Annotated in this window: 15 protein-coding genes; 10 read left to right on the top strand and 5 right to left on the bottom strand. The window is 40.7% G+C overall.

What is annotated here, in order from left to right:
* Positions 1-175: 175 nt before the first annotated feature.
* Entirely contained in the window at positions 176-3,313 is a 3,138-nt protein-coding gene (locus tag LEP1GSC185_RS00840) for a SpoIIE family protein phosphatase (RefSeq protein WP_008590916.1), read from the bottom strand.
* A 245-nt stretch (positions 3,314-3,558) separates the two neighbouring features.
* On the opposite strand from LEP1GSC185_RS00840, the gene LEP1GSC185_RS00845 reads away from it, so the two are divergent.
* From LEP1GSC185_RS00845 to rdgB, 4 genes are all read left to right on the top strand, one after another.
* A complete protein-coding gene (locus LEP1GSC185_RS00845) occupies positions 3,559-5,058 on the top strand; it encodes a hypothetical protein (protein WP_008591535.1) in 1,500 nt (499 codons plus the stop codon).
* Positions 5,055-6,296, top strand: a complete 1,242-nt coding sequence (locus LEP1GSC185_RS00850; RefSeq protein WP_008591129.1) for an acyltransferase family protein — start codon at positions 5,055-5,057, stop codon at positions 6,294-6,296. Before LEP1GSC185_RS00845 ends, LEP1GSC185_RS00850 begins: the two co-directional genes overlap by 4 nt.
* A 200-nt stretch (positions 6,297-6,496) precedes the next feature.
* Positions 6,497-6,835: an STAS domain-containing protein gene (locus LEP1GSC185_RS00855; protein ID WP_010514772.1), complete on the top strand. Its 339-nt coding sequence runs from the start codon at positions 6,497-6,499 to the stop codon at positions 6,833-6,835.
* Entirely contained in the window at positions 6,832-7,419 is a 588-nt protein-coding gene (rdgB, locus tag LEP1GSC185_RS00860; protein ID WP_008591093.1) for an RdgB/HAM1 family non-canonical purine NTP pyrophosphatase, read from the top strand. The genes LEP1GSC185_RS00855 and rdgB overlap by 4 nt, the downstream gene beginning before the upstream one ends.
* 171 nt (positions 7,420-7,590) lie before the next feature.
* Here rdgB and LEP1GSC185_RS00865 read toward each other — a convergent pair whose 3' ends face one another.
* Together LEP1GSC185_RS00865 and LEP1GSC185_RS00870 are read right to left on the bottom strand one after the other, a co-directional pair.
* Positions 7,591-9,234, bottom strand: a complete 1,644-nt coding sequence (locus LEP1GSC185_RS00865; RefSeq protein WP_008590807.1) for an ATP-binding cassette domain-containing protein — start codon at positions 9,232-9,234, stop codon at positions 7,591-7,593.
* Positions 9,235-9,330: 96 nt separating this feature from the next.
* Positions 9,331-10,017 (bottom strand): OmpA/MotB family protein, encoded by a 687-nt coding sequence (locus LEP1GSC185_RS00870; RefSeq protein WP_024863950.1) that lies wholly within the window; start codon positions 10,015-10,017, stop codon positions 9,331-9,333.
* Positions 10,018-10,217: 200 nt separating this feature from the next.
* Between LEP1GSC185_RS00870 and LEP1GSC185_RS00875 the strand changes: the two genes are divergently transcribed.
* The 4 genes from LEP1GSC185_RS00875 (at position 10,218) to LEP1GSC185_RS00890 (ending at position 14,084) form a co-directional block, all read left to right on the top strand.
* Positions 10,218-10,859, top strand: a complete 642-nt coding sequence (locus tag LEP1GSC185_RS00875; protein WP_244264622.1) for a hypothetical protein — start codon at positions 10,218-10,220, stop codon at positions 10,857-10,859.
* 228 nt (positions 10,860-11,087) lie between these two features.
* Positions 11,088-11,681 (top strand): TetR/AcrR family transcriptional regulator, encoded by a 594-nt coding sequence (locus LEP1GSC185_RS00880; protein ID WP_008589839.1) that lies wholly within the window; start codon positions 11,088-11,090, stop codon positions 11,679-11,681.
* Positions 11,682-11,750: 69 nt separating this feature from the next.
* On the top strand, positions 11,751-12,998 hold the full coding sequence (gene ccrA, locus LEP1GSC185_RS00885; RefSeq protein WP_008590947.1) for a crotonyl-CoA carboxylase/reductase: 1,248 nt from the start codon (positions 11,751-11,753) through the stop codon (positions 12,996-12,998).
* A 72-nt stretch (positions 12,999-13,070) separates the two neighbouring features.
* Positions 13,071-14,084 (top strand): zinc-dependent alcohol dehydrogenase family protein, encoded by a 1,014-nt coding sequence (locus LEP1GSC185_RS00890; RefSeq protein ID WP_008590473.1) that lies wholly within the window; start codon positions 13,071-13,073, stop codon positions 14,082-14,084.
* Here the strand turns inward: LEP1GSC185_RS00890 and LEP1GSC185_RS00895 are convergent.
* Positions 14,081-15,880, bottom strand: coding sequence for an N-acyl-D-amino-acid deacylase family protein (locus LEP1GSC185_RS00895; RefSeq protein ID WP_008591620.1), 1,800 nt, complete (start codon positions 15,878-15,880; stop codon positions 14,081-14,083). The two genes, LEP1GSC185_RS00890 and LEP1GSC185_RS00895, sit on opposite strands and share 4 nt — an antisense overlap.
* A gap of 669 nt (positions 15,881-16,549) precedes the next feature.
* Between LEP1GSC185_RS00895 and LEP1GSC185_RS00900 the strand changes: the two genes are divergently transcribed.
* Together LEP1GSC185_RS00900 and LEP1GSC185_RS00905 are read left to right on the top strand one after the other, a co-directional pair.
* The gene (locus LEP1GSC185_RS00900; RefSeq protein ID WP_008591357.1) at positions 16,550-17,473 is read left to right on the top strand and encodes an esterase/lipase family protein; all 924 of its coding nucleotides are present in this window, start codon (positions 16,550-16,552) and stop codon (positions 17,471-17,473) included.
* A gap of 123 nt (positions 17,474-17,596) precedes the next feature.
* Positions 17,597-18,634 carry a 2-dehydropantoate 2-reductase gene (locus LEP1GSC185_RS00905; protein ID WP_008590981.1) on the top strand — a complete coding sequence of 346 codons (1,038 nt, stop codon included), beginning with the start codon at positions 17,597-17,599 and terminating at the stop codon, positions 18,632-18,634.
* Here LEP1GSC185_RS00905 and LEP1GSC185_RS00910 read toward each other — a convergent pair.
* Positions 18,631-19,566: a DUF2167 domain-containing protein gene (locus tag LEP1GSC185_RS00910; RefSeq protein WP_008590257.1), complete on the bottom strand. Its 936-nt coding sequence runs from the start codon at positions 19,564-19,566 to the stop codon at positions 18,631-18,633. The two genes, LEP1GSC185_RS00905 and LEP1GSC185_RS00910, sit on opposite strands and share 4 nt — an antisense overlap.
* Positions 19,567-19,594 lie beyond the last annotated feature (28 nt).

Below are 19,594 nucleotides of genomic sequence, written 5' to 3' on the forward strand. Positions count from 1 at the left end.
AAGGAAAACATTGATTAAAAGTTTTTAATCTTTTAATTTTGTTTCATATTTGATCCGCGTATTTTAAATTTTTTGACCCCATTTTGCAAGATATTTACACAGTTTGGACAAAATTAATTTACTTGATCGATTTTCAGTTTTAGCCTCTTGATTAAGTCGCATTAGATCTAAAGTTTTATATTTTATCTAAGGCTTGCCTGATCTTTATGACCTGAGAATTTTCCGGCTCCAGTCTCTGGGCTTCTCTCAAAAGTTGTTTAGCTCTTTCATAATTTCGTAAAGCGATGGAGATCCTAGTCAAATTGATCAAATTCCTGACATGATCAGGTTCTCTTAAGAGTAATCTTTCGCCGAAATCTTGGGCTTTTTGGAATTGCCTAGCTCTTCTTGCTACGTAAGAAGCAATGAATAATATTTCTTTATCCACAGGACGAATGTTCAAATATTCTTCTGCAAATTGCGCAGCCTTAGGATAATTTTTTAATCGTATATGATACTTAAGTAATCCCTTTTTTACTTCAGGTAGACGATTGTCCAATGAGTCCGCTTCTTCCAATAAAGATAACGCTTCTTTGATATTCTTGTCTTGAGATCTTTCTTTCGCTTTTCGAAGTAGCTGCCTGATCTTTTCCTTTTCTCGGCTCCTTTCGGTCCCACCTTCTTCTTTAAAAGATATACGGACTAAGGATAAATCATCCGTTAAAGAGCCTACTTTTTGTATGGAGTCGTATATATTGGAAAGTTCTCCTTTTCCTTCTTCAATGAGTTTAAGGAAAAGTTTTTCGTCGTCGTTAATGATCCTTGCACCTTCTTTGTCGTTTCCGATTAGAATATCGTCCCTTCCGTCGGAACCTGCAATGATCACATCGCCAGGCAATAATTGGAATGTTTTCACGGAAATTTTTCCATCCATTCCGGTAGTCCCCAACTTTCTGAACATAAGATCTTGTTCTATAAAGTCCGCTTTTCCATCTCGATAGAGCACAGTCCAAGGATGCTCTGCATTAATATAATATAATGTTCCTGAATTTTCGTCGATTAGTCCTATAACCGATGAAACAAGCATAGAACCTTCAAAACTTTCGAATACCTTATGTAATTCTATGAACGCGTTTTTTAGCCACCTTTCAGGAGACTGCTCTTTCATAGATTCTACGATTCGAGTCCTTTCTATGATGGATTCACAGACGGCTCCTAAAACTAATGCTCCTCCTGCTCCTTGCATGGATTTTCCCATCGCATCCGCGTTCAAAAATACTATATAACGTTGGCCTCTGAGCGTGATCTGGTTGGAGATATTCATATCTCCACCTATCTCATCGTTAAATCTTCGGAAACTGAACTTCTTCTTTTGTTCTATTAGAAAATCCACTTTGACATTTTCAGAAACCGCCTTATTCGCACCCAATGGTTTAATCAAAAGCGATGTGAGGAAGTAGTCCCCATCCTGTTGTTGTTTGAGTTCCTTCACCTCTTCTAAAGTTTTTTCCAATTCTTTGGTTCTATCTTTTACTTTTTCTTCTAGTTCATCCGCGTATTTTTCTAGCCTCTTTCTGGCGGCTTGGATACTTCTCGCCATCTTATTGAAAGATCTAGCAATGAAACCGATCTCATCTTCTACCCTTGGAGTGAGCCTATATTCTAAATTTCCGGAATTTACCTCGGTCAACCCCACGACTACTTCGTCCATAGGAGCTACGATCGCATTTTGAAAGAAGAACCTAAATCCGATCACAATCACGAAGAATGTCAGGACCATCGAAGCTACTAATATAAAACTTGGATCATGATGAAATGTTCTATAATCCTTATATTCGAACCCTACCTCGTATATTTTTCCGCCGGGGTTGGGAGCAAAATAATAGGAAAGATACATTACAGGCTTTGGATCAGAAGTAGAATAGATCCTTGTTCCCCTGTAAATCCGTTCTCCCGCAAAATGAATTGGAGCAAGGGAGTTCAATACGATCTTCGAGACTTGTTCTTTGGTTTTTCCCGAATTTACAGCCTGGATTGCGGATTGTCTTACGTAAGCCAAGGTCTCCGATAATCCGATATCTGAAGATGCGAGTAATCCTTCGATCGATTTCTGTTTTTTGCCATCTGGAAGCCTAGAATATTTATTCCGAATAATATTCAATTTTCCGTATATACCTCGGAAATAGTCTTCAATGTCGGGATCTTTCACAATTTCATTGTTTTTCGACTTTAGAAATGCACGAATACCTATCGAATACGCTTTAAAGTCATTGGGAGAAGTTTCCAGGATCTTTTCCGTTTTCTCCAACCTTTCTTTTGCGGGCAAACTTCCCAAATTAGAGATTTTTTGCTTTTCTCTAAAGAACCGAACTTCTAATTCATCTTCTTTCTTGAATCTTGGATCCTTATTTCCCCTTTCCGATCGAAATTCATTCTTTTCCGGATCATAAGAAACTATATAAGCCAGGCCCTGAGGATCTTTTTGTTCCTGAACCGCAATGGAACTGTCCCTTCTTTTCATTTCATCGTAGGTTCTCTCATATCCGTTCAGAATAGAATAACCTACTAACTGATAACATACGAAGAATGTTGCTAAAGAAACTCCAATGATCCTGTTTAAGATCGTAGTTCTTTCTTTAGTGGCGTTCACGTATACGATCATGATAAGGAACATCCCAGTAACCATCCCTAGGTTAAAGGATTGTTGGTAGGTTGCGCGTGCAACCGTTCCGTTTCGGCTGAGTGCATTTAAAATTCCCGGAACGACAGTGATCACTGCGTAGCTCAGAAGAATATAGATTACTGACCTTCTCTCTTTTCCTGTCTCTATGATCGCTTTCCAAATTCCGATCACAAGGTAACTTACTTCGTAAAATAAGATTACATATATAAAATAACTGTAAAATACATGGACCTCGTAATCCCAGTAATGACTTCCGGGAACAAAAGACCTAGGCGCATCCCAACTTATGTAAGCATAATATCCGGTAATGACTAATACGCCCAGATAAAGAAACCAATAGAAGATCAAACCAGGCACGATCCCCTTTTTTCTTGGCTCGGGGAAATAGATAAAGAATCCAACCAATTGAGTAAAACTCATCAAAGGTCCGGCAACTGCGATGATCCGATGATGGATCGTACTTTCCTCAAAAGAGATAAAGCCCCAAAAATATCCTATATTATGGAAAACCGTGGTTAATGCGCAGACGCCCAAATGAAAGGCCGCCATACTTCTTTCCTTAATCGTAAGAAAGAAGAAACCGGCATACAGAAAGTAGAGAACGATTAAGATCGAACCGAAAGAGTAAAAATTAAAAAATAACGGATCCATTGATTGGTGTAGAAAAGTAGTCTCGGAAGCTTAGAGTAACGATCCGACTCGGATCAAGCGTAATTTATTTCCAAAATTTTATGCGGCTTCTAAGATTTGTCCGAATTCCAACATAAATTATTTAAGGCTCCTTCAAAGCGTTCCTAATTGGCATAAAGCACGTTCTAAAAAGGAATCTACTTGACCCAGGAATCGAAAGACAGAAGCTTACTGGAAATATCGGCCAACCCATTCCTCTCCGATTCATGCAAACATCTTCTATCAAAAAACTTCCACTTTACCTTCTTTTTCCGATCTTATTCTGCGTAGCGTATCTACTAGCGAACCCTGGATTCTTTAATCAGCCTTACCAAGAGACTGGAGATTATGCTGCAAATGCTCTTCAGATCTGGAAGGCAGGAAAGTTGGAAGAAAGTTTAGGAGCGTACTCACGTTTTTTAGTGAACCATCCGGGTCCGATCGTATTTTATTATTTGGCCTTTGCAGAAAAGATATTCTTCTTTGTGAAATCCCCTCATGGTGCACATTCGATCGGGATCGTTCTTTATAATCTTTTTTTTCTTCTGATCGGCTTAAGAATCCTTTGCGCAAGATTACAAGAGAATAGATCTACAATCCTATTATTCGCATCCTTAGTCCTAGGATTAACTCCTCTTTTACCAAATGCATTTTCGAATATCTGGGGACCAGGAGTGGTTCTTTTGCCCACGCTGGTATTGATCCTTTCTCTAACTGATTTTTCCCAAGGTTCTATCCGGAACTTTTTCTGGTTTGTGGTCTGTGCGAATATAATTGTTCAAAATCAGATTGTTGGAATTTCTTTTATAGTTCCGATGTTTGCAGTAGGATGTTTTTATTTTTACAAAAGTAAAGGATTCTCCCAATATAAAACGAAAGAGTTCGGATTAAACATTCTATTTGCAATAGTATTCACCGTGATCTGTTGGATACCTCCGCTCATTGAACAATTTACAAATACGCCGGGGAACTTAAGTAAAATAATAGGATTAGCTCTTAAAAATTCCACATTTCATAAATTAGGTCCAACCCTACAATATGTTCTGTCTTATTACGTTACTCCGCTCAGCATCCCAAAGCAGATCCCTGCACTTTTAATCGTAGGTCTACTATTCGGAATTCCTAGTTTCCGGAAAGATACATTACAAGAATTTGATAGATCTTTACTCAAAATCCTGATTTGGGCATTCTTTATCACTTTATTCGGCGCATTCAAGATGAAGGGGGGCCAGATTTCCCACATCTATTGGTTCACTTATGTTTTGGCTGGACTTCTTTATTATCTGAACCTAAAGATCATTCTATCCAAATTAGAATTCCCGAATACAAGAAACTTCAAAATATATTTCATTTCTATCATATTCCTTTGTATAGCAATCTACGGTAAAAACACTGAATTCGAATACGACGATAGACCTGAAAAATTCATAACGGCCATCTCTCCCCGAAAAGAGACCAAATATAGAATTCGGTGGAAATCGGACCCTAAAGATTTCGGACAAGGAGATCTAAGTTTAGGTATCCTTCTCAGATTAACCAGAGAAGGTTACAATTCCTGCTTAAATGAAGAATGGCATTTTTTAGTGCCGAGATCCTTTAGATGCCCCGACTCGGAACCTGCAATTACTATCACATTAGAAACACCTGAAAAAGAAAGTGAAGAGTTTCAAATCTTAAACAAGAACTCCTTTCACTATAAATCCACAATAGTAAGGATCATTGAATGAAAGAATATTTCCTGGGAATTTTTAGGTCCGACGAAAGGGAGATCGCACCCTTTAACGGGGCAAGAACCTTGGGCTTTTTCATGCTGATCTACGGACATATGTACCGTACAGTTCAGATATTTATCCCGGATATCGATCCCTACTTAAGAAATTTCTTAAATAATGGTTCTGTTTGTTTGGATCTATTTTTTCCTTTGAGTGGATTCTTGATCGCGAGCCCATTGTTTGCGGAATTAGAGTCCAAAGGTACAATCAACTGGAAGTTTTTCTATCTAAAACGATCCTTGAGGATTTTCCCTCCATTTTATATTTTCCTAATTCTCCAATATTTTCTGTTCATTCCGGCAATGCTGAGAAGCGCTCCACCGGAACTTATACCTCAAATCGAAGCGGCCAAAAGTAAGATCTGGTTCGACTTCCTGTATCTTTCCGACTATTTCAAAGGAACCATGTTCCATGGCTGGTCTCTTTCTTTAGAGGAACAATTCTATATCGCTTTTCCGATCTTTCTTTTGGTCATTTTCAGATATGTCCCAAAACGTTTTCGATTGGGATTTTTGATATTCCTTACCGCAATCCCTTTGATCTACCGTGCAATCTTTATGTATACCGTGATCTTAAAGACTTCCGGCCCGGAAAGTGTGGACCTATACAATGCCAATATTTATTATCCATTCCATGGACATATAGATTCGGTCCTATATGGAATTATATTCGCATATATATTCAATTTTCATAAATCATGGGTCGAAAAGGCTCTGCAATTAGGCCCTTGGGCGAATTATTTACATGCAGGACTTTGGATCGGGCTTTTAACTTATACCGCATTAGTGAACGAATTCGAAATGGGTTTTCATCAGATCATTCGTTACCCAAGTTTTGCTTTATTATGGATCGGGATTTTTATTCTATCGATGAGAAAGGGAGACCCAATCGGAAAATTCCTTTCCTGGAAAGGATTCTCTCCTTTTGCAAAATTATCCTACTGTGCGTACATCATTCATATTGTGGTGATGACGCCGATTTCCAGAAAGTTGCTGTACGCGGACAAACAATTAGAGCAACATGAATTTCTGCTGTATACCATCCCGGTTGGACTGACAGTTTTCTTCTTTGCGTATTTCTACCATTTGATCACTGAAAAACCTTTTGCTATACTCAAAGATAAATTGATCGCAAAATACAAAGTTAAGATGACTTCCGAAGTTTTCAGAGAACAATTGCAGAAGGTTTCCTGATCCAAAATTAAAACAAAGTCTTGAGATAACTCAATTAATAGGGACATAAATGAAGTTTTTTCGGGAGAATTTCCCGAAAAAAGGCGCATTCTCTTCTTTTTCTAAAATTATTCGGGAAGAAGAGTGCAAAGAAGTTCGCGAAAGGCTGTTTTTTGCTTGCTATAAAAAAATCGAATATGCACACAAGGTTCGTTACCCACATGGAAATAACGGTTCAAGGCGACATCCACATCATCAAAATTTCCGGATCCATTTTGCAATCCGACAGCGAGGAACTGGACCGCAACCTGAGCGACCATAATTTCGAACCTTCTCCTAAGATCATCATCGATCTTACTGAGGTGAGTCATATTTGCTCAACTGCGCTGGGGATCCTGGTCTCCTACAAAAAAAAGTTCAACTCTGCAGAAGGGGATATTATCATCGTAGTGAACGACGACGATCTTCTCCAACTATTCGAGATCACAATGTTGGACAAAGTATTCAAAGTTCTTCCTACTATCGAAGACGCTTTTGACGAGTTCAAATTGGGAAATTGAAATCCCTTTCTTTAGCCTCCAACAATTCCCATAAAGTTCGCGAAATTCGAGCCATCCTAACTCCTTTAGGGTTTACATTATCCACCCCAAAGGAGTTAGGTATCGATTTCGGTCCGGAAGAAACCGGTAAAACTTTCACCGAAAACGCTCTTCTGAAAGCTAGGGAATTATTCTCTCTTTCTAAACTTCCCTCCTTAGCGGACGATTCAGGAATTTGTGTGGAAGCTTTAGGCGGAGAACCCGGAGTCTATTCTGCTCGTTTCGGCGGAGAAGGTTTAGACGACGAGGGAAGAGCCAGACTTCTCCTCGAAAAAATGAAAGGAGAAAAAAACCGGAACGCAAAATACGTATGTGTGATCGCGTTAGTTACTTCGGAAGGAGAATTTACCTTCGAGGGGGAATGTCCCGGAATCATCTCCGATATTTACGATACAAGCGGAAATGGATTCGGATACGATCCTATTTTTTATTACCCACCCTTCTCCGCTCATTTTTCCCAAGTATCCGATGAGAAAAAGAATTCAGTTTCGCATCGTAAAAAAGCATTGGATGAATTAGTAAAACATCTGAAAACATATTCATAAAACTGAATATACGTTCGAAATGAATATTCCGGAATTTTTTGCAGAAAACGAAAGCATCAGGGCGAATATAATACCTGTAACCAAAAGAACGAGTTGCCAAACAACCGGCATCTCGGTTACCGTTTTTATGCAGATACTGATGAAACTTTTAGATAAATTTATCTAAGCCTACTAAGCTTCTGTCAGAACAGGTCCACCAGCTAGACGTTTATAGAATTCTTGTCCTTCTCTTTCTAAGAATTCTTCGTAAGTTCCTTTGAAGTCTCGGATACCTTCTGTGGTTACTTCCAGAACTCGAGTTGCGATTGAACTTACAAACTCCCTATCGTGAGAAACGAATAAAATGGTTCCTTCAAATTTGGTCAAAGCGTAGTTCAAGGACTCAATAGATTCCAAATCCAAGTGGTTGGTAGGTTCGTCCAATGCCAGAAGATTGTCCTGAGCCATGATCATCTTTCCTAAAATGATCCTGGATTTTTCCCCTCCGGAAAGCACCTGGGTAGGTTTTTTAGCCATATCCCCACTAAATAGCATTCTTCCCAAAATAGCTCGAATCTCTTCCATTTCCGTGCCTGGAGGAGCATATCTATATAACCATTCTATAATGGAATCCGCGTCTTCTCCTATCCCCTCCCTATGATCCTGAGGAAAGACAGAAGCCTCCACAGAGTCTCCGAATGAAACCGTTCCAGAATCAGGTTCGATCTGCTTCATCAGAGTTTTTAAGAGAGTTGTTTTTCCTACGCCGTTCGTTCCGATGATCGCGATCTTCTCCCCTTTGGTGATATTGATCGTAAAGTCCTTAAAGATCACTCTGTCTTCGTAAGCTTTGGAAATATTGTCCGCAAGGATTACATCCTTACCTAGAACTCTTTTCATTTTGAAAACTATATAAGGGAAAAGCCTGGAAGAAGGTCTGATCTCCACCATATTATCTTTGATCTTTTCGATCATCTTTTGGCGGGAAGTTGCCTGTTTAGATTTTGCAGCGTTAGCACTAAATCTACTAACGAACTCTTGCAGATCCGCAATCTTCTCTTTTGCTCGTTTATTGTCCGACTGAGCTCTTTCTCTTGCAGCCTGAGAAGCTTCCATATACTCGTCGTAGTTGCCTGGATAAACTGTCATCGTTTGATAATCTAAGTCGCAGATATGAGAAGCAACAGAGTTGATGAAGTAACGGTCGTGAGAAATTACTATGACCACTCCCTTATAATTCAATAGGAAAGATTCCAGCCAGTGGATCGTTTTGATATCCAAGTGGTTGGTAGGTTCGTCCAAAAGTAGAACATCCGGTTTTTGGAATAGTACCTGTGCAAGTAATACCCTAAGTTTAAAGCCACCTGTTAAAAAAGAAAGTGTCTGGCCATGAATGTTTGTAGGAATTCCTAAACCTTCTAACAATTCTCCCGCTACACTTTCCGCCTCGTAACCGCCCATTTCTCCAAAAGCTTCCTCTAACTCGGAAACTCGGATCCCATCCTCGTCGGACATTTCAGGTTTGGAATAAATTTCGTCTCTTTCTTTGGCGATTGCCCAAAGTTCTTTATTCCCCATCATCACAGTATTCAATACTGTTTCATTTTCGTATTCGTAATGGTCCTGTTTTAAGTAACCTACTTTAACTCCTACATCGATCGCAACGGAACCGGCGGCAGCCTGCTCCATTCCGGCAAGGATTTTCATAAAAGTGGATTTACCGGAACCATTGGCTCCGATCAGACCGTATCTACAGTTTTCTTTAAACTTAACGGTTACGTTTTCAAAAAGAATTTTCTTTCCGAAATTCAGAGATAAACCCGAAACGCTGATCATACAACCTACCTAAACACCGAAGGAATCTTATAAAAGAGGGGATAGGACCATAGTTTCTAGGGCGATAGAATTCGCCAAGCGAATCCTAGGCCTGGTCTATTCGCTCAATTTACGTAATTCTTCAATACCAGGTAGATTAGATAAGTCCGGAACGATTACAATTTCTATCCTTCGATTTGCGGTTCTATTCTCCACACTTGTATTCGGGACAGAAGGACGAGAAGATCCCATAGAAGCTGCACTGATCCTATCTTCAGGCATTCCGGACTTCACCATTGTATGCAAAACTGTTAAAGCTCTCGCAGATGCAAGTTCCCAGTTGGAATATCCTTTGATCCCTGTAGGAACGTCATCCGTATGACCTTCTACTTGGAATCTTCTTCCATGAAGAGAAGATAGAATTCCGGTCACTTCTTTAATTGCATCGGTCCCTTTAGTAGATAGACTCGACGAACCAGGAGGGAATAATATATCGGAAGAAAGTATTACCACCATTCTTCCATCTACGATCCGGATCTTAAGTTTTCCGGAATCGATCATTCCTTTAAAACTTTCTAATAAGCTTCTATAATCGGCGATCCTTCTTTCAGTTTCTTCCTGCATCCTTTTCATATCCTCAACGGATCTTTGGAGGGAAGACTTATCTTTTTCTAAATTGGAAAGCTCCCTTGCTTTCTGATCATACATCGCCTGTAAGGCGTCATACTTAGATTGGGTAACGCAGTTAGATAAAAGGGAAGCCGAGGCGAAAATTAAGGTAAGAATACCCAGATTCTTTTTCATGTTTCCTCCGAGTTTTTTCTTAGAACAAGGGCGCATAATTAATTTATCGTTTTTTTAGGACTTTTCCCGAGGTATTCTTCCCTATTTTCCGGATTATTTTCGAAAAAATCTGGCGAGAATGTACGATCCGAGTTAGTCTGTTAGTAATCATGCGATCTTTTCTATTAGAACTTCCCCGACTTGGATTCTTTCCCTTAATTTTGTTTTTATTCTTAATTATACAATCCGGCTTGTATGCCCAAACTTCTACTTCGAATCCAGCGACTAACCCAAAAGATTCCATAGCAGGAGGACCTCCCACATTCAAAAAATTGGTAGAAGAAGTTAAAGTTTCTCTTAAAGACAGAGGATATATCGTAGATCGAAAATCGCATTTTACCGGTTCAGTGTTCGGTGGAAACACTGTATCCTTCAAACTCCAATTCCCGGAAGGTAAGGACAGAAAGATCGTTCGCAAATTAGGCGTCGGCCTCGCTCACGAAAATCCGGACCAATCCGTAATGGTACATATCTTCCAATCAGATAGTGAAGATAGAAAATTATCTCCTTTATTTACAGGATTTGTAGAGCCTTCCTTCGTATATGAATGGGAAGCAAGATTCGGAGAAAATCATTTTTTAGTAGAGATACGATTGGATGAATCAGAGTCTAACGTTGCTAACTTCGAATTAATATTCGGCAGCCAATTATATACTCCTGCAGCGGCTTTTGGTCGAGAAGAGAAAGATCAAAACCTGAACCAACCCGGTTCTCCAGGTAAAAAACAACCAGGAGCAGAAGGAAGGCTTCCAGGTACGAGCGAGTTGAACAACTACTTCGAAGTTTTCAGAAAAGAGTTCTGAACCGTCAGACTTGATTACAATCAGGTAAGACTAACATTCAGCTAAGTTTGACTTAAATAACCTTTCCAATAAGTTAATGAATTGCGGAATTCTGGCGTTTGTTATATCTTCGCTAATATAGTGAAATTTCTATCCTAAAGGATAGATCTTCCGGCGATTTCGAGATCTTCGATCTTAAAACAAAAAAATAAATTCGCCGGATTAATCCTCCTAAAAGAGGTCGGATCGGTGAAAAAGAAGGACGGTAGCCCTGTCTACCCCACAAATGGAGTTTTCAGAAATTCTCGCGAGAGAATTTTAGAAGGCGCTGCGATAGCTTTTGCTCGTAAAGGTTTCCACGGAACTTCTCTAAGAGAGATCAGTAGAGAATGTGGGTTGGAGCAGCCTAGTATCTATCATCATTTTCATTCCAAAGAAAACCTATTTAGAAAAGCGTTGGTCGCAACTCACTTGATGATATTGAACGATATCCGGAGCAGACTGGTAAAGGACAAAGGTTTAAGGGAAGAAGTGGTCTCAGTATTCCGAGCGATTTCAGATATCGCGAGACAGTTTCCTGATCGAGCTAAACTTCCATTTAGCTTGGTATATTCTGCGCCCGAAAATCTAGTCCAAGAATACACAAACCATTACGGGGCCCAATATAGAAAGTTATTGGATGCGGCAGTAGATCGTAATCCCCCTGCCAAAAACGCAGACCTAAAGCTTTCCCTTCTTGTGGACCTATTACATAGTTTGATACTTTCGATCTCCTCTGAGCGATTTTTCGAGGATAGGGTCAGAGGTTTAGAAGACAGGATCGATCATATCCTTCTTACTTAAGCCCGGAAAGCCGAGTTAAAGACTCTTTTTTTTCTCGTAAGCCTCGGTCGGTTAGGTTTTCTGGTCCCCATGAGCGCACCTGAAATCGTACCAATTGGCCAACTCCCTCCATTAGGAGTGGTCCCTAAAAAAATGCATGCACAGGTCATTAGACCGGAACGTTTTGGAGACCCGATAAAGTCTATCCAACCAGAAGAGATCGACGTTCCTGAAATTAAACCTGACGAAGTGTTGGTTGCAGTTATGGCGGCCGGAATTAATTATAATAACGTTTGGGCAGGTCTTGGATTTCCAGTCGATGTGATCGGAGCAAGAAACAAAAAAGGCGAACCGGAAAAGTTCCATATCGGTGGTTCAGATGCTTCCGGGATCGTATATAAAGTAGGTTCCGAAGTTAAGAACGTAAAAGTGGGAGACGAGGTCGTCCTACACTGCGGGATCTGGGACAAGAACGATCCTTGGGTCAAAGAAGGAAAAGATCCTATGTTTGCACCTTCCCAATTGATTTGGGCATACGAAACTAACTGGGGTTCTTTTGCGCAGTTTTGTAAGGTCCAAGACCACCAATGTCTTCCTAAACCGAAACATCTTTCTTGGGAAGAAGCAGCAGCTTACATGCTTGTTGGAGCAACCGCTTACAGAATGCTTCACCATTGGAAACCGAACGATGTAAAACCGGGTGACGTTGTCCTTATCTGGGGAGGAGCAGGTGGTTTAGGAGCCATGGCGATCCAGATCGTAAAGGCAGCCGGTGGAATTCCAATCGCAGTAGTTTCTTCCGACGATAAGATCGATTTCTGTAAAAAGTTAGGCGCCGCCGGAGTGATTAACAGAAACAATTTTAAACATTGGGGAGCTCTCACTTCGGACATTAATAAGCCTGAAGTATTTGTAGAATGGACCAAACAAGCCCGCGAATTCGGAAAGGCTATCTGGGACATCGCAGGCAAAGGAAACAACCCTAAGATCGTATTCGAACATCCTGGAGAAACCACCATCCCTACTTCCGTATTCGTTTGTGAAACCGGAGGAATGGTAGTAATCTGTGCGGGAACTACAGGGTACAACGCAACAGTCGACTTAAGATATCTTTGGATGCGCCAGAAACGTCTTCAAGGTTCTCACTTTGCAAATGACGAAAACTCAATCGGTCTAAACCAATTAGTGATCGATAAAAAAGTGGATCCGGTTCTTTCTCAAACCTTCCAGTTCCATGAAACTGCGCAAGCTCACCAATTGATGAAAGAAAACAAACACCCTGCAGGAAACATGAGTATCCTCGTAGGTGCCGATAAACTAGGATTAGGTAGAAAATAAACTACCGTAGAAGGGCTCCTGACTACAGGAGTCCTTCTTTCTTCCTAAATATATTATAAAAGCATAATAAAAATGAAAGCGGTCCAACTTTCCTCTTTCGGAAAAGAAAATCTTTCCTTAATCGATCTCCCAGACCCAGGCAAGCCAGGCCCGGGAGAAGTTTTAGTCCGTTTTAGAGCGGCTTCCTTAAATTTCCGGGATTATCTTGTGGTCCAGGGAAAGTACAATCCGAATTTTCCAGTGCCAATGGTCCCCTGTAGCGACGGGTCAGGGGAAATTGTAGAAGTAGGAGAGAATGTCACAGACATCAAAGCTGGAGATAGGATCAATGCAACTTTTGCACCGTATTGGTTATCAGGACACGCGAGCAAAAAAGAGCTTAGAACCACGTTAGGGGGCCCTTTAGATGGGACCCTACGACAATATGCTATCCTTCCTGCAACAGGTGTGGTCCCGATGCCTTCTCATCTTAGCTTTGAGGAAGCGGCCACATTGCCTTGTGCCGGATTAACAGCCTGGTCTTCTTTTTTTGTCGAAAACCGACTCAAACAAGGAGAATCCGTAGTCATCCAAGGAACCGGAGGAGTTTCCTTATTCGCATTACAATTTGCTAAAGCAGCTGGAGCGACCGTTTATCTAACCTCCTCGTCAGACGAAAAACTCGAAAGAGGAAAGTTATTAGGCGCTGACCATCTGATCAATTATAAGAATATTATATCTTGGGGAGAAAAGGTCAGAGAATTAACAGGCGGAGAAGGCGCGGACCACATCGTGGAAGTAGGCGGCGCCGGGACCCTGGAACAGTCTATTAAGGCGGTAAAATTATTCGGCACAATCCATTTGATCGGGATATTAGCTGGAGCCATCAAGGATTTAAATCTTCTACCTTTAGTCATGAACCAGATCAAAGTCCAAGGGATCGTTGTGGGTCATAGAGAAGGTTTTCTTGCTATGAACAAGGCCATAGAAGAATGGAAACTCAAACCTGTAGTAGATAAAGTCTACGAACTTTCCGAATTTAAAGACGCATTAGAATATCTAAAAGACGGAAAACATTTCGGAAAGATCGTAGTTCGGATCCCTTAAGCCGCGGATCCTGCAGCTTCTCTCTTTTGTACTTTTACGGAAGAATAGAGATAATCTTTTTCTTTGTAGGCCATAAATCTTCCGAAGCCGTTTTCTTTTCCGATCTCAGGAAGAACGATCCCATTCTCCACAGCGACTTTCCCGTTAATCAACACCGCGCGGATCGCTTCTTCATTCCTTCTTACTAAACGGACCATTCCGCCGAATTCGGGCATCGGGGTCTCTTGGATGGTTTCCACTTTTTCGTTTAAGCCATTCGGATTCAAAAGAACGATATCCGCCTGAGCTCCGACCTTCAGTTTACCTGTATCCAAACCGAACCAATCCGCAATCTCCCCAGTGACTCTCCACACGGCCTTTTCCGCAGAAAGGAAAGGTTTTCCTTCCAATTCTGCGTCTCTAACTAATTTCAAAAAACGTAATGGAAAATTGTAATGAGCCATTCCTCTTAAGTGAGCGCCAGCGTCCGAAAACCCGATCAATACATCCGGATGACTGACTATATATTTTAAAGGACCCTTACGATCGTTACCTATTACGGTATACCAACGGATATCGTTCCCAAACTCCGCACATAGATCCAGAAATGTCTCCACCACATGTTGTTTTCTCTCTTTCGCGAGTTCAGAGAAAGATCTACCCACCAGTTTTTGGTCGGGACATTCTACAATCTTAGATTCGTTAAAGTCCCTATGGAAAACTCTGGGCAAGAACCAATTCGTCCATTGTCTTCGGAACCATTTTCTATATCCTTTATCCAGCAGAAGTTTTCTTCGTTCCGCAAGGTCTGCTAAATGGATGGCCGCGGTTCCAGCTCCGAATTCTTCGAAGACAACTACGTCTACGCCGTCTGCATAAAGATCGAAAACCGCAGGAACTGCCTGCAAACGAACGTCCCCATTAAAGATCGTATTCACAATCCGAGTCAGAAATGCCACGAGCTTATAGATAGTACGATTGGATCTTGGATCCATAAGAGAAATGATCGTTGTTTTCAGTTTTTTTCTGAAAATCCCCATGCTTTCCTTAAAGAACAACAAAACATTATACTTCGTAGAAACGTTCGGCACTCCTTGAAAGATCCTATCTTCTCTCCGAACGATTTTATTCAATCTGCTGATCTCCGACCATTTAGCAAATGTAGAAGGAAGCGGCTTACTTCTAAAACGACTGCCATCCATTTTATCCCAAGTAAGAGTATTGATAGAAAGTCCTAAGTATCCGCAATCGATCGCTTCTTGCAGAAGTTTTTCCATCTTCGACATTTCCTCTTCCGTAGGTTTTATGCCATAAGAAAGAGATCTTTCCAATCCCATAGAATAAGCTCGAATGGCGGAATGTCCTAAGAATGTAGAAACATTCGGCCCTAAGGGAAGTGAATTCAAATGATCGGCATACTCTTTCATCGAATTCCAAGTTTTCTTTTTTTGTAATAGAGGGAGCACCTGCTCTCTCGGGATGGCTTCTACTCTACTGAACATGTCCGCAAGATCTTCCGGTGATCCGATACAAAGACTAAGAGAACAACTTCCCATCGTGATAGTAGTGACTCCATGCATTACTGATTCTTTAAGTCCTGGAGAAGCTTCCACTTCGGCATCGTAATGTGTATGAAAATCTATGAATCCTGGAGTGATCCAAAGCCCTTTTGCATCGTAGATCTTTTTTGCATCACCGGAGATGGATTTAGAGATCTCCGCGATCTTTCCATTCAAAACTGCCACATCTCCGACAAAAGATACGTTTCCTTCTCCGTCGAATATTCTTCCATTCTTGATCAGCACATCGTACTTCATATGATTCCTCTTCTTTATTCTATTTCTAAAAGCCTCGCTACGAAAGTGTATAATTATCCATAGTCAATCTTTTTCAAATTTTTTGAATATAGATGAACAATCGTTTACTAAAATAAAGAAATATATCGATACCACGCAGCGTATCGTAAGTTTATAATCTTTGTCCATACAATTGAACGCATAGGGAACAGGTATAATTCTCTCAAAGAGCCACAGATTGCCGAACTTTCTCCTACGTTCTCCATTCAAATCATCACAGAAAAATAGAACACGTTAAACTAATAATTCGGGTCTTCCCGTAAATTATCCCCTCCTCTCTTGGCCCAGCCGGAAATATATTTCCAAGCTAAGATCTATTCTTTTTAGAACACGTTAGTCAGTCTTAAAAATCAGCATTTTTCTTTAAGGGCACCCTTATCGAAAACTATCCCTAAAGGAATATTTATAAAAAATCGATCGTTATAAAAAAATATTAGTTTTATATCGAATGTTATTTTATCAGCATTTTTTTCGAACGTTTTCTCTTGACAGTTAGGAGTCTTGATTTAATCTTCAAAAGCTCGGTTTTGTACCGAGTGATACAGATAAAAAAGCGAACAAGTTAAAACTAAGCGAATCTCAATCTGAGACCATATAGACAGCAAGAGAATAGTGAAGAGGTAAACTCAAATGCGTAAATTAGGATTAGCGGTATTACTCCTATTTTTGTGTAGCGGCACGTTGTTCGCTTCAGGGGGAGGATCTTCCTCCAAACCATTAGCTGGATCGTATCCAATCGTTCTTTCCCATGGACTTTTCGGTTGGGGAACTGATTCTTCCGGCATAATTAGTATAGTTAACTATTGGGGCGGAATGGACACATATCTGCAATCCCAAGGTGCAACCGTGTATGCTCCCACTAAGACTGCAGCGCAGTCTAATGAGACTCGCGGGGTTCAATTAAAGGATAAAGTCCTTACTTATATGGCCGCAAACGGCTTTAGCAAAGTGCATATCCTTGGACACTCCCAAGGTGGATTGGATAGCCGCTATGCTATCTCCAACTTAGGACTTTCTTCCAAAGTTTCCACTTTAACCACTTTGAACACTCCTCACAGAGGGTCTCCAATCGCGGATATCGTAACTACCGTTCTTCCTGATTGGATCAAACCTTTCGTTAGCGGTATCTTAGGGGTTGTAGTTCAACTAGTATATGGCGGCGGAAACCAAGACGCTCTTGCGGCACTTGGTTCCTTGACTACCAGCGGAACTGCGGCTTTCAACACTCGCACTCCTGATGCTTCTTCCGTTAAGTATTTCTCTTACGGATCTTACATCACTATTCCTGACCTAATCCAACACCCATTGATGGGAATCATCCAACCTGCTTGTGTGGCTGGGGGATTGTTTAACGGACAAGGCGGAACCTGCGATGGACTCGTTCCTTACACTTCTTTGAAATGGGGAACCTTCAAAGGTGGACCTGATTACGGACTTCTAGTAACTGGTGTAGACCATTTACAAGCTTCTAACACCTTGAATTCCGGAAAGTTTTGGTACGACGTGGAAGGTTACTTCCTGAAAATGGCTTCCAACGCGAAATCTAATCAATAATTTCGACGTTGTGTCCAAAAAAAAGCCGGGGCGAAACTCCCGGCTTTTTTTATGCCTAAATATGAGTATAGAATACCGATTTTCTAGTTGGTATTTTTCTAATATTCTTCATTCTTTCCGCTTATGAGTTTTTCCCCGAAATTTGCGATCTTGGGTTCCGGAAGTATAGGAACATATATCGGAGCCTACTTGTTAAAAGCAGGGTATCCTGTAGTATTTGTAGGTAGAGAAAGATTAAAACAAGAAATCCAATTATTCGGTTTAGGGATCAGCGACTATAAGGGAAATTCTTTCACCCTAGCACCGAGCCAAGTCCGTTATGTGACCGATATCAAAGAAGCCAAGGACGCAAACGTATTTCTGATCACAGTCAAAAGTAAAGATACTATAGAAGTGGGAAAATCTATCCGTTCCCTTTTTTCATCCGAAGAATTATCTAAAATTATCGTAGTGAGTTTTCAGAATGGGGTGAGAAACTCCAAGGAACTCGCTTCCGTATTACCTGAGTTAAACGATAGAAATTTGCCCGGAATGGTCCCGTTTAATGTGATAGCCAAAGGTAAAGGACAATTTCACCAAGGGACAAGCGGAGAGCTTGTATTTAATTCAAATGAATATGGTAAAAAGATCCACTCTTGTCTTAGAAAAGCAGGCTTACCCTCTATCGTTCATAAAAATATGGAGGGAGTTCTTTGGGGAAAACTACTTTTCAATTTGAATAATAGCCTGAATGCACTTGCAGGTGTTCCTCTCAGAGAAGAATTGTCTCAACGAGCTTACAGAAAAATTTTAGCTTCTATGATCTTAGAAGGTTTGGAAATACTCAAACTTTCAGGAATCCAACCTGCAAGCGCAGGCAAAATGATCCCTTGGCTTGCGCCTATCATCCTAGGTCTGCCTGATTTATTATTTTTCAGAGTGGCTTCTTCCATGGTAAAAATTGATCCGGAAGCAAGATCCTCAATGTGGGAGGATCTGCATCACGGAAGAATTACCGAGATTTCCTATTTGAATGGAGAGATCGTAAGTTTAGCGGATAAGATCGGTCACAAAGCTCCGATCAATCGTAAGATCGTTTCTTTAATTGCAGAAGCGGAAAGCGGTTCCGGTAAATCTCAATACGATGCGGAAACGCTTTCCAATCTTTTAGGAATTGTTTAGGTTTCTTTGTCTGAAGGTCCAGAAGCTGTATCCTCGGACTTTCCTCTTCCAAAAATAAATCTTCTGACAGCATAGAATAAACCGATCGCGGCTGGGATCAGTAATTTTGCCCCTTTCAGTAAGAATCCACCGATCACCGCGAACAATCCTGCTTTTTTCAGGAGTCCTCCGGCGATCAAACCTCCGATCCCGTAAGCCGCTAAACTGTCTATTTTAGAATCGTAATCCGCGTAACGGTTTCCCTCCGAGAATTCCACACTCTTTAAGATCCTTCCTACATCATTCTCCACTCTTTTTAAAACGGAAATATCTCCGAGCACATTGAGCAAAAGATAGCCGCTTCTCCCTAAAACTCGAATATTATAATTGAGAGTGTTAACATCGGTTCCTTCGAATTTATATTCTTTTGCCCAATGCAACTTTTTGGCGGAAGCATCATAATAAGGAGAAGAAGCCCAACCGACTAATTCCAATCCGGAATATCCGTCTTTTTTCCTCTGTTCACTTTCTTCCTTAGCGGCTTCTCTCAGATCGGATAATAATTCGTCGTATTTGATCTCTTTGGAATCCTCATCGTCTACATGTCCTTCGTCCACATAATCGATTGTGATCGCATAAGATCCTAGATCCAAAGGTGTTTCGTTAGCGATAAATAAAATTCCTAATCCAGGTTCGCTTGTAGGAGGGTTTCCCCAAACATCTTCCAATACGATCTTACTATCTTTCGGATTTAGATATTTGTAACCTTTCGGGACTTGGATATTTGCAATCAGCTTTCCGTCCTTATTTGAAAGGGGGACTAAATTAGTTTCATACTTTAAGGATTTGATCCATTTTGTAAGGTCTGCATCTGTTTCAAATTTTTGTGCGGAAACAGGAAGATTCCATAAGATGGCCGTAAAAAAGAAAAAGGCCAAGAATCGACGAATCATATATTCTCTCCCGGATTGAATTCGAGTA

Origin of the sequence: Leptospira licerasiae serovar Varillal str. VAR 010 (genome assembly GCF_000244755.1) — a bacterium.
Classification (GTDB): Bacteria; Spirochaetota; Leptospiria; order Leptospirales; family Leptospiraceae; genus Leptospira_B; species Leptospira_B licerasiae.

Coding starts and splice junctions, on each gene's coding strand:
- LEP1GSC185_RS00855 (WP_010514772.1), top strand. CDS start 6,497: ATGGAAATAACGGTTCAAGGCGACATCCACATCATCAAAATTTCCGGA.
- LEP1GSC185_RS00905 (WP_008590981.1), top strand. CDS start 17,597: ATGAGTTTTTCCCCGAAATTTGCGATCTTGGGTTCCGGAAGTATAGGA.
- LEP1GSC185_RS00870 (WP_024863950.1), bottom strand. CDS start 10,017: ATGAAAAAGAATCTGGGTATTCTTACCTTAATTTTCGCCTCGGCTTCC.
- LEP1GSC185_RS00910 (WP_008590257.1), bottom strand. CDS start 19,566: ATGATTCGTCGATTCTTGGCCTTTTTCTTTTTTACGGCCATCTTATGG.
- LEP1GSC185_RS00890 (WP_008590473.1), top strand. CDS start 13,071: ATGAAAGCGGTCCAACTTTCCTCTTTCGGAAAAGAAAATCTTTCCTTA.
- LEP1GSC185_RS00865 (WP_008590807.1), bottom strand. CDS start 9,234: ATGATCAGCGTTTCGGGTTTATCTCTGAATTTCGGAAAGAAAATTCTT.
- ccrA (WP_008590947.1), top strand. CDS start 11,751: ATGAGCGCACCTGAAATCGTACCAATTGGCCAACTCCCTCCATTAGGA.
- LEP1GSC185_RS00850 (WP_008591129.1), top strand. CDS start 5,055: ATGAAAGAATATTTCCTGGGAATTTTTAGGTCCGACGAAAGGGAGATC.
- LEP1GSC185_RS00840 (WP_008590916.1), bottom strand. CDS start 3,313: ATGGATCCGTTATTTTTTAATTTTTACTCTTTCGGTTCGATCTTAATC.
- LEP1GSC185_RS00900 (WP_008591357.1), top strand. CDS start 16,550: ATGCGTAAATTAGGATTAGCGGTATTACTCCTATTTTTGTGTAGCGGC.
- LEP1GSC185_RS00845 (WP_008591535.1), top strand. CDS start 3,559: ATGCAAACATCTTCTATCAAAAAACTTCCACTTTACCTTCTTTTTCCG.
- LEP1GSC185_RS00895 (WP_008591620.1), bottom strand. CDS start 15,880: ATGAAGTACGATGTGCTGATCAAGAATGGAAGAATATTCGACGGAGAA.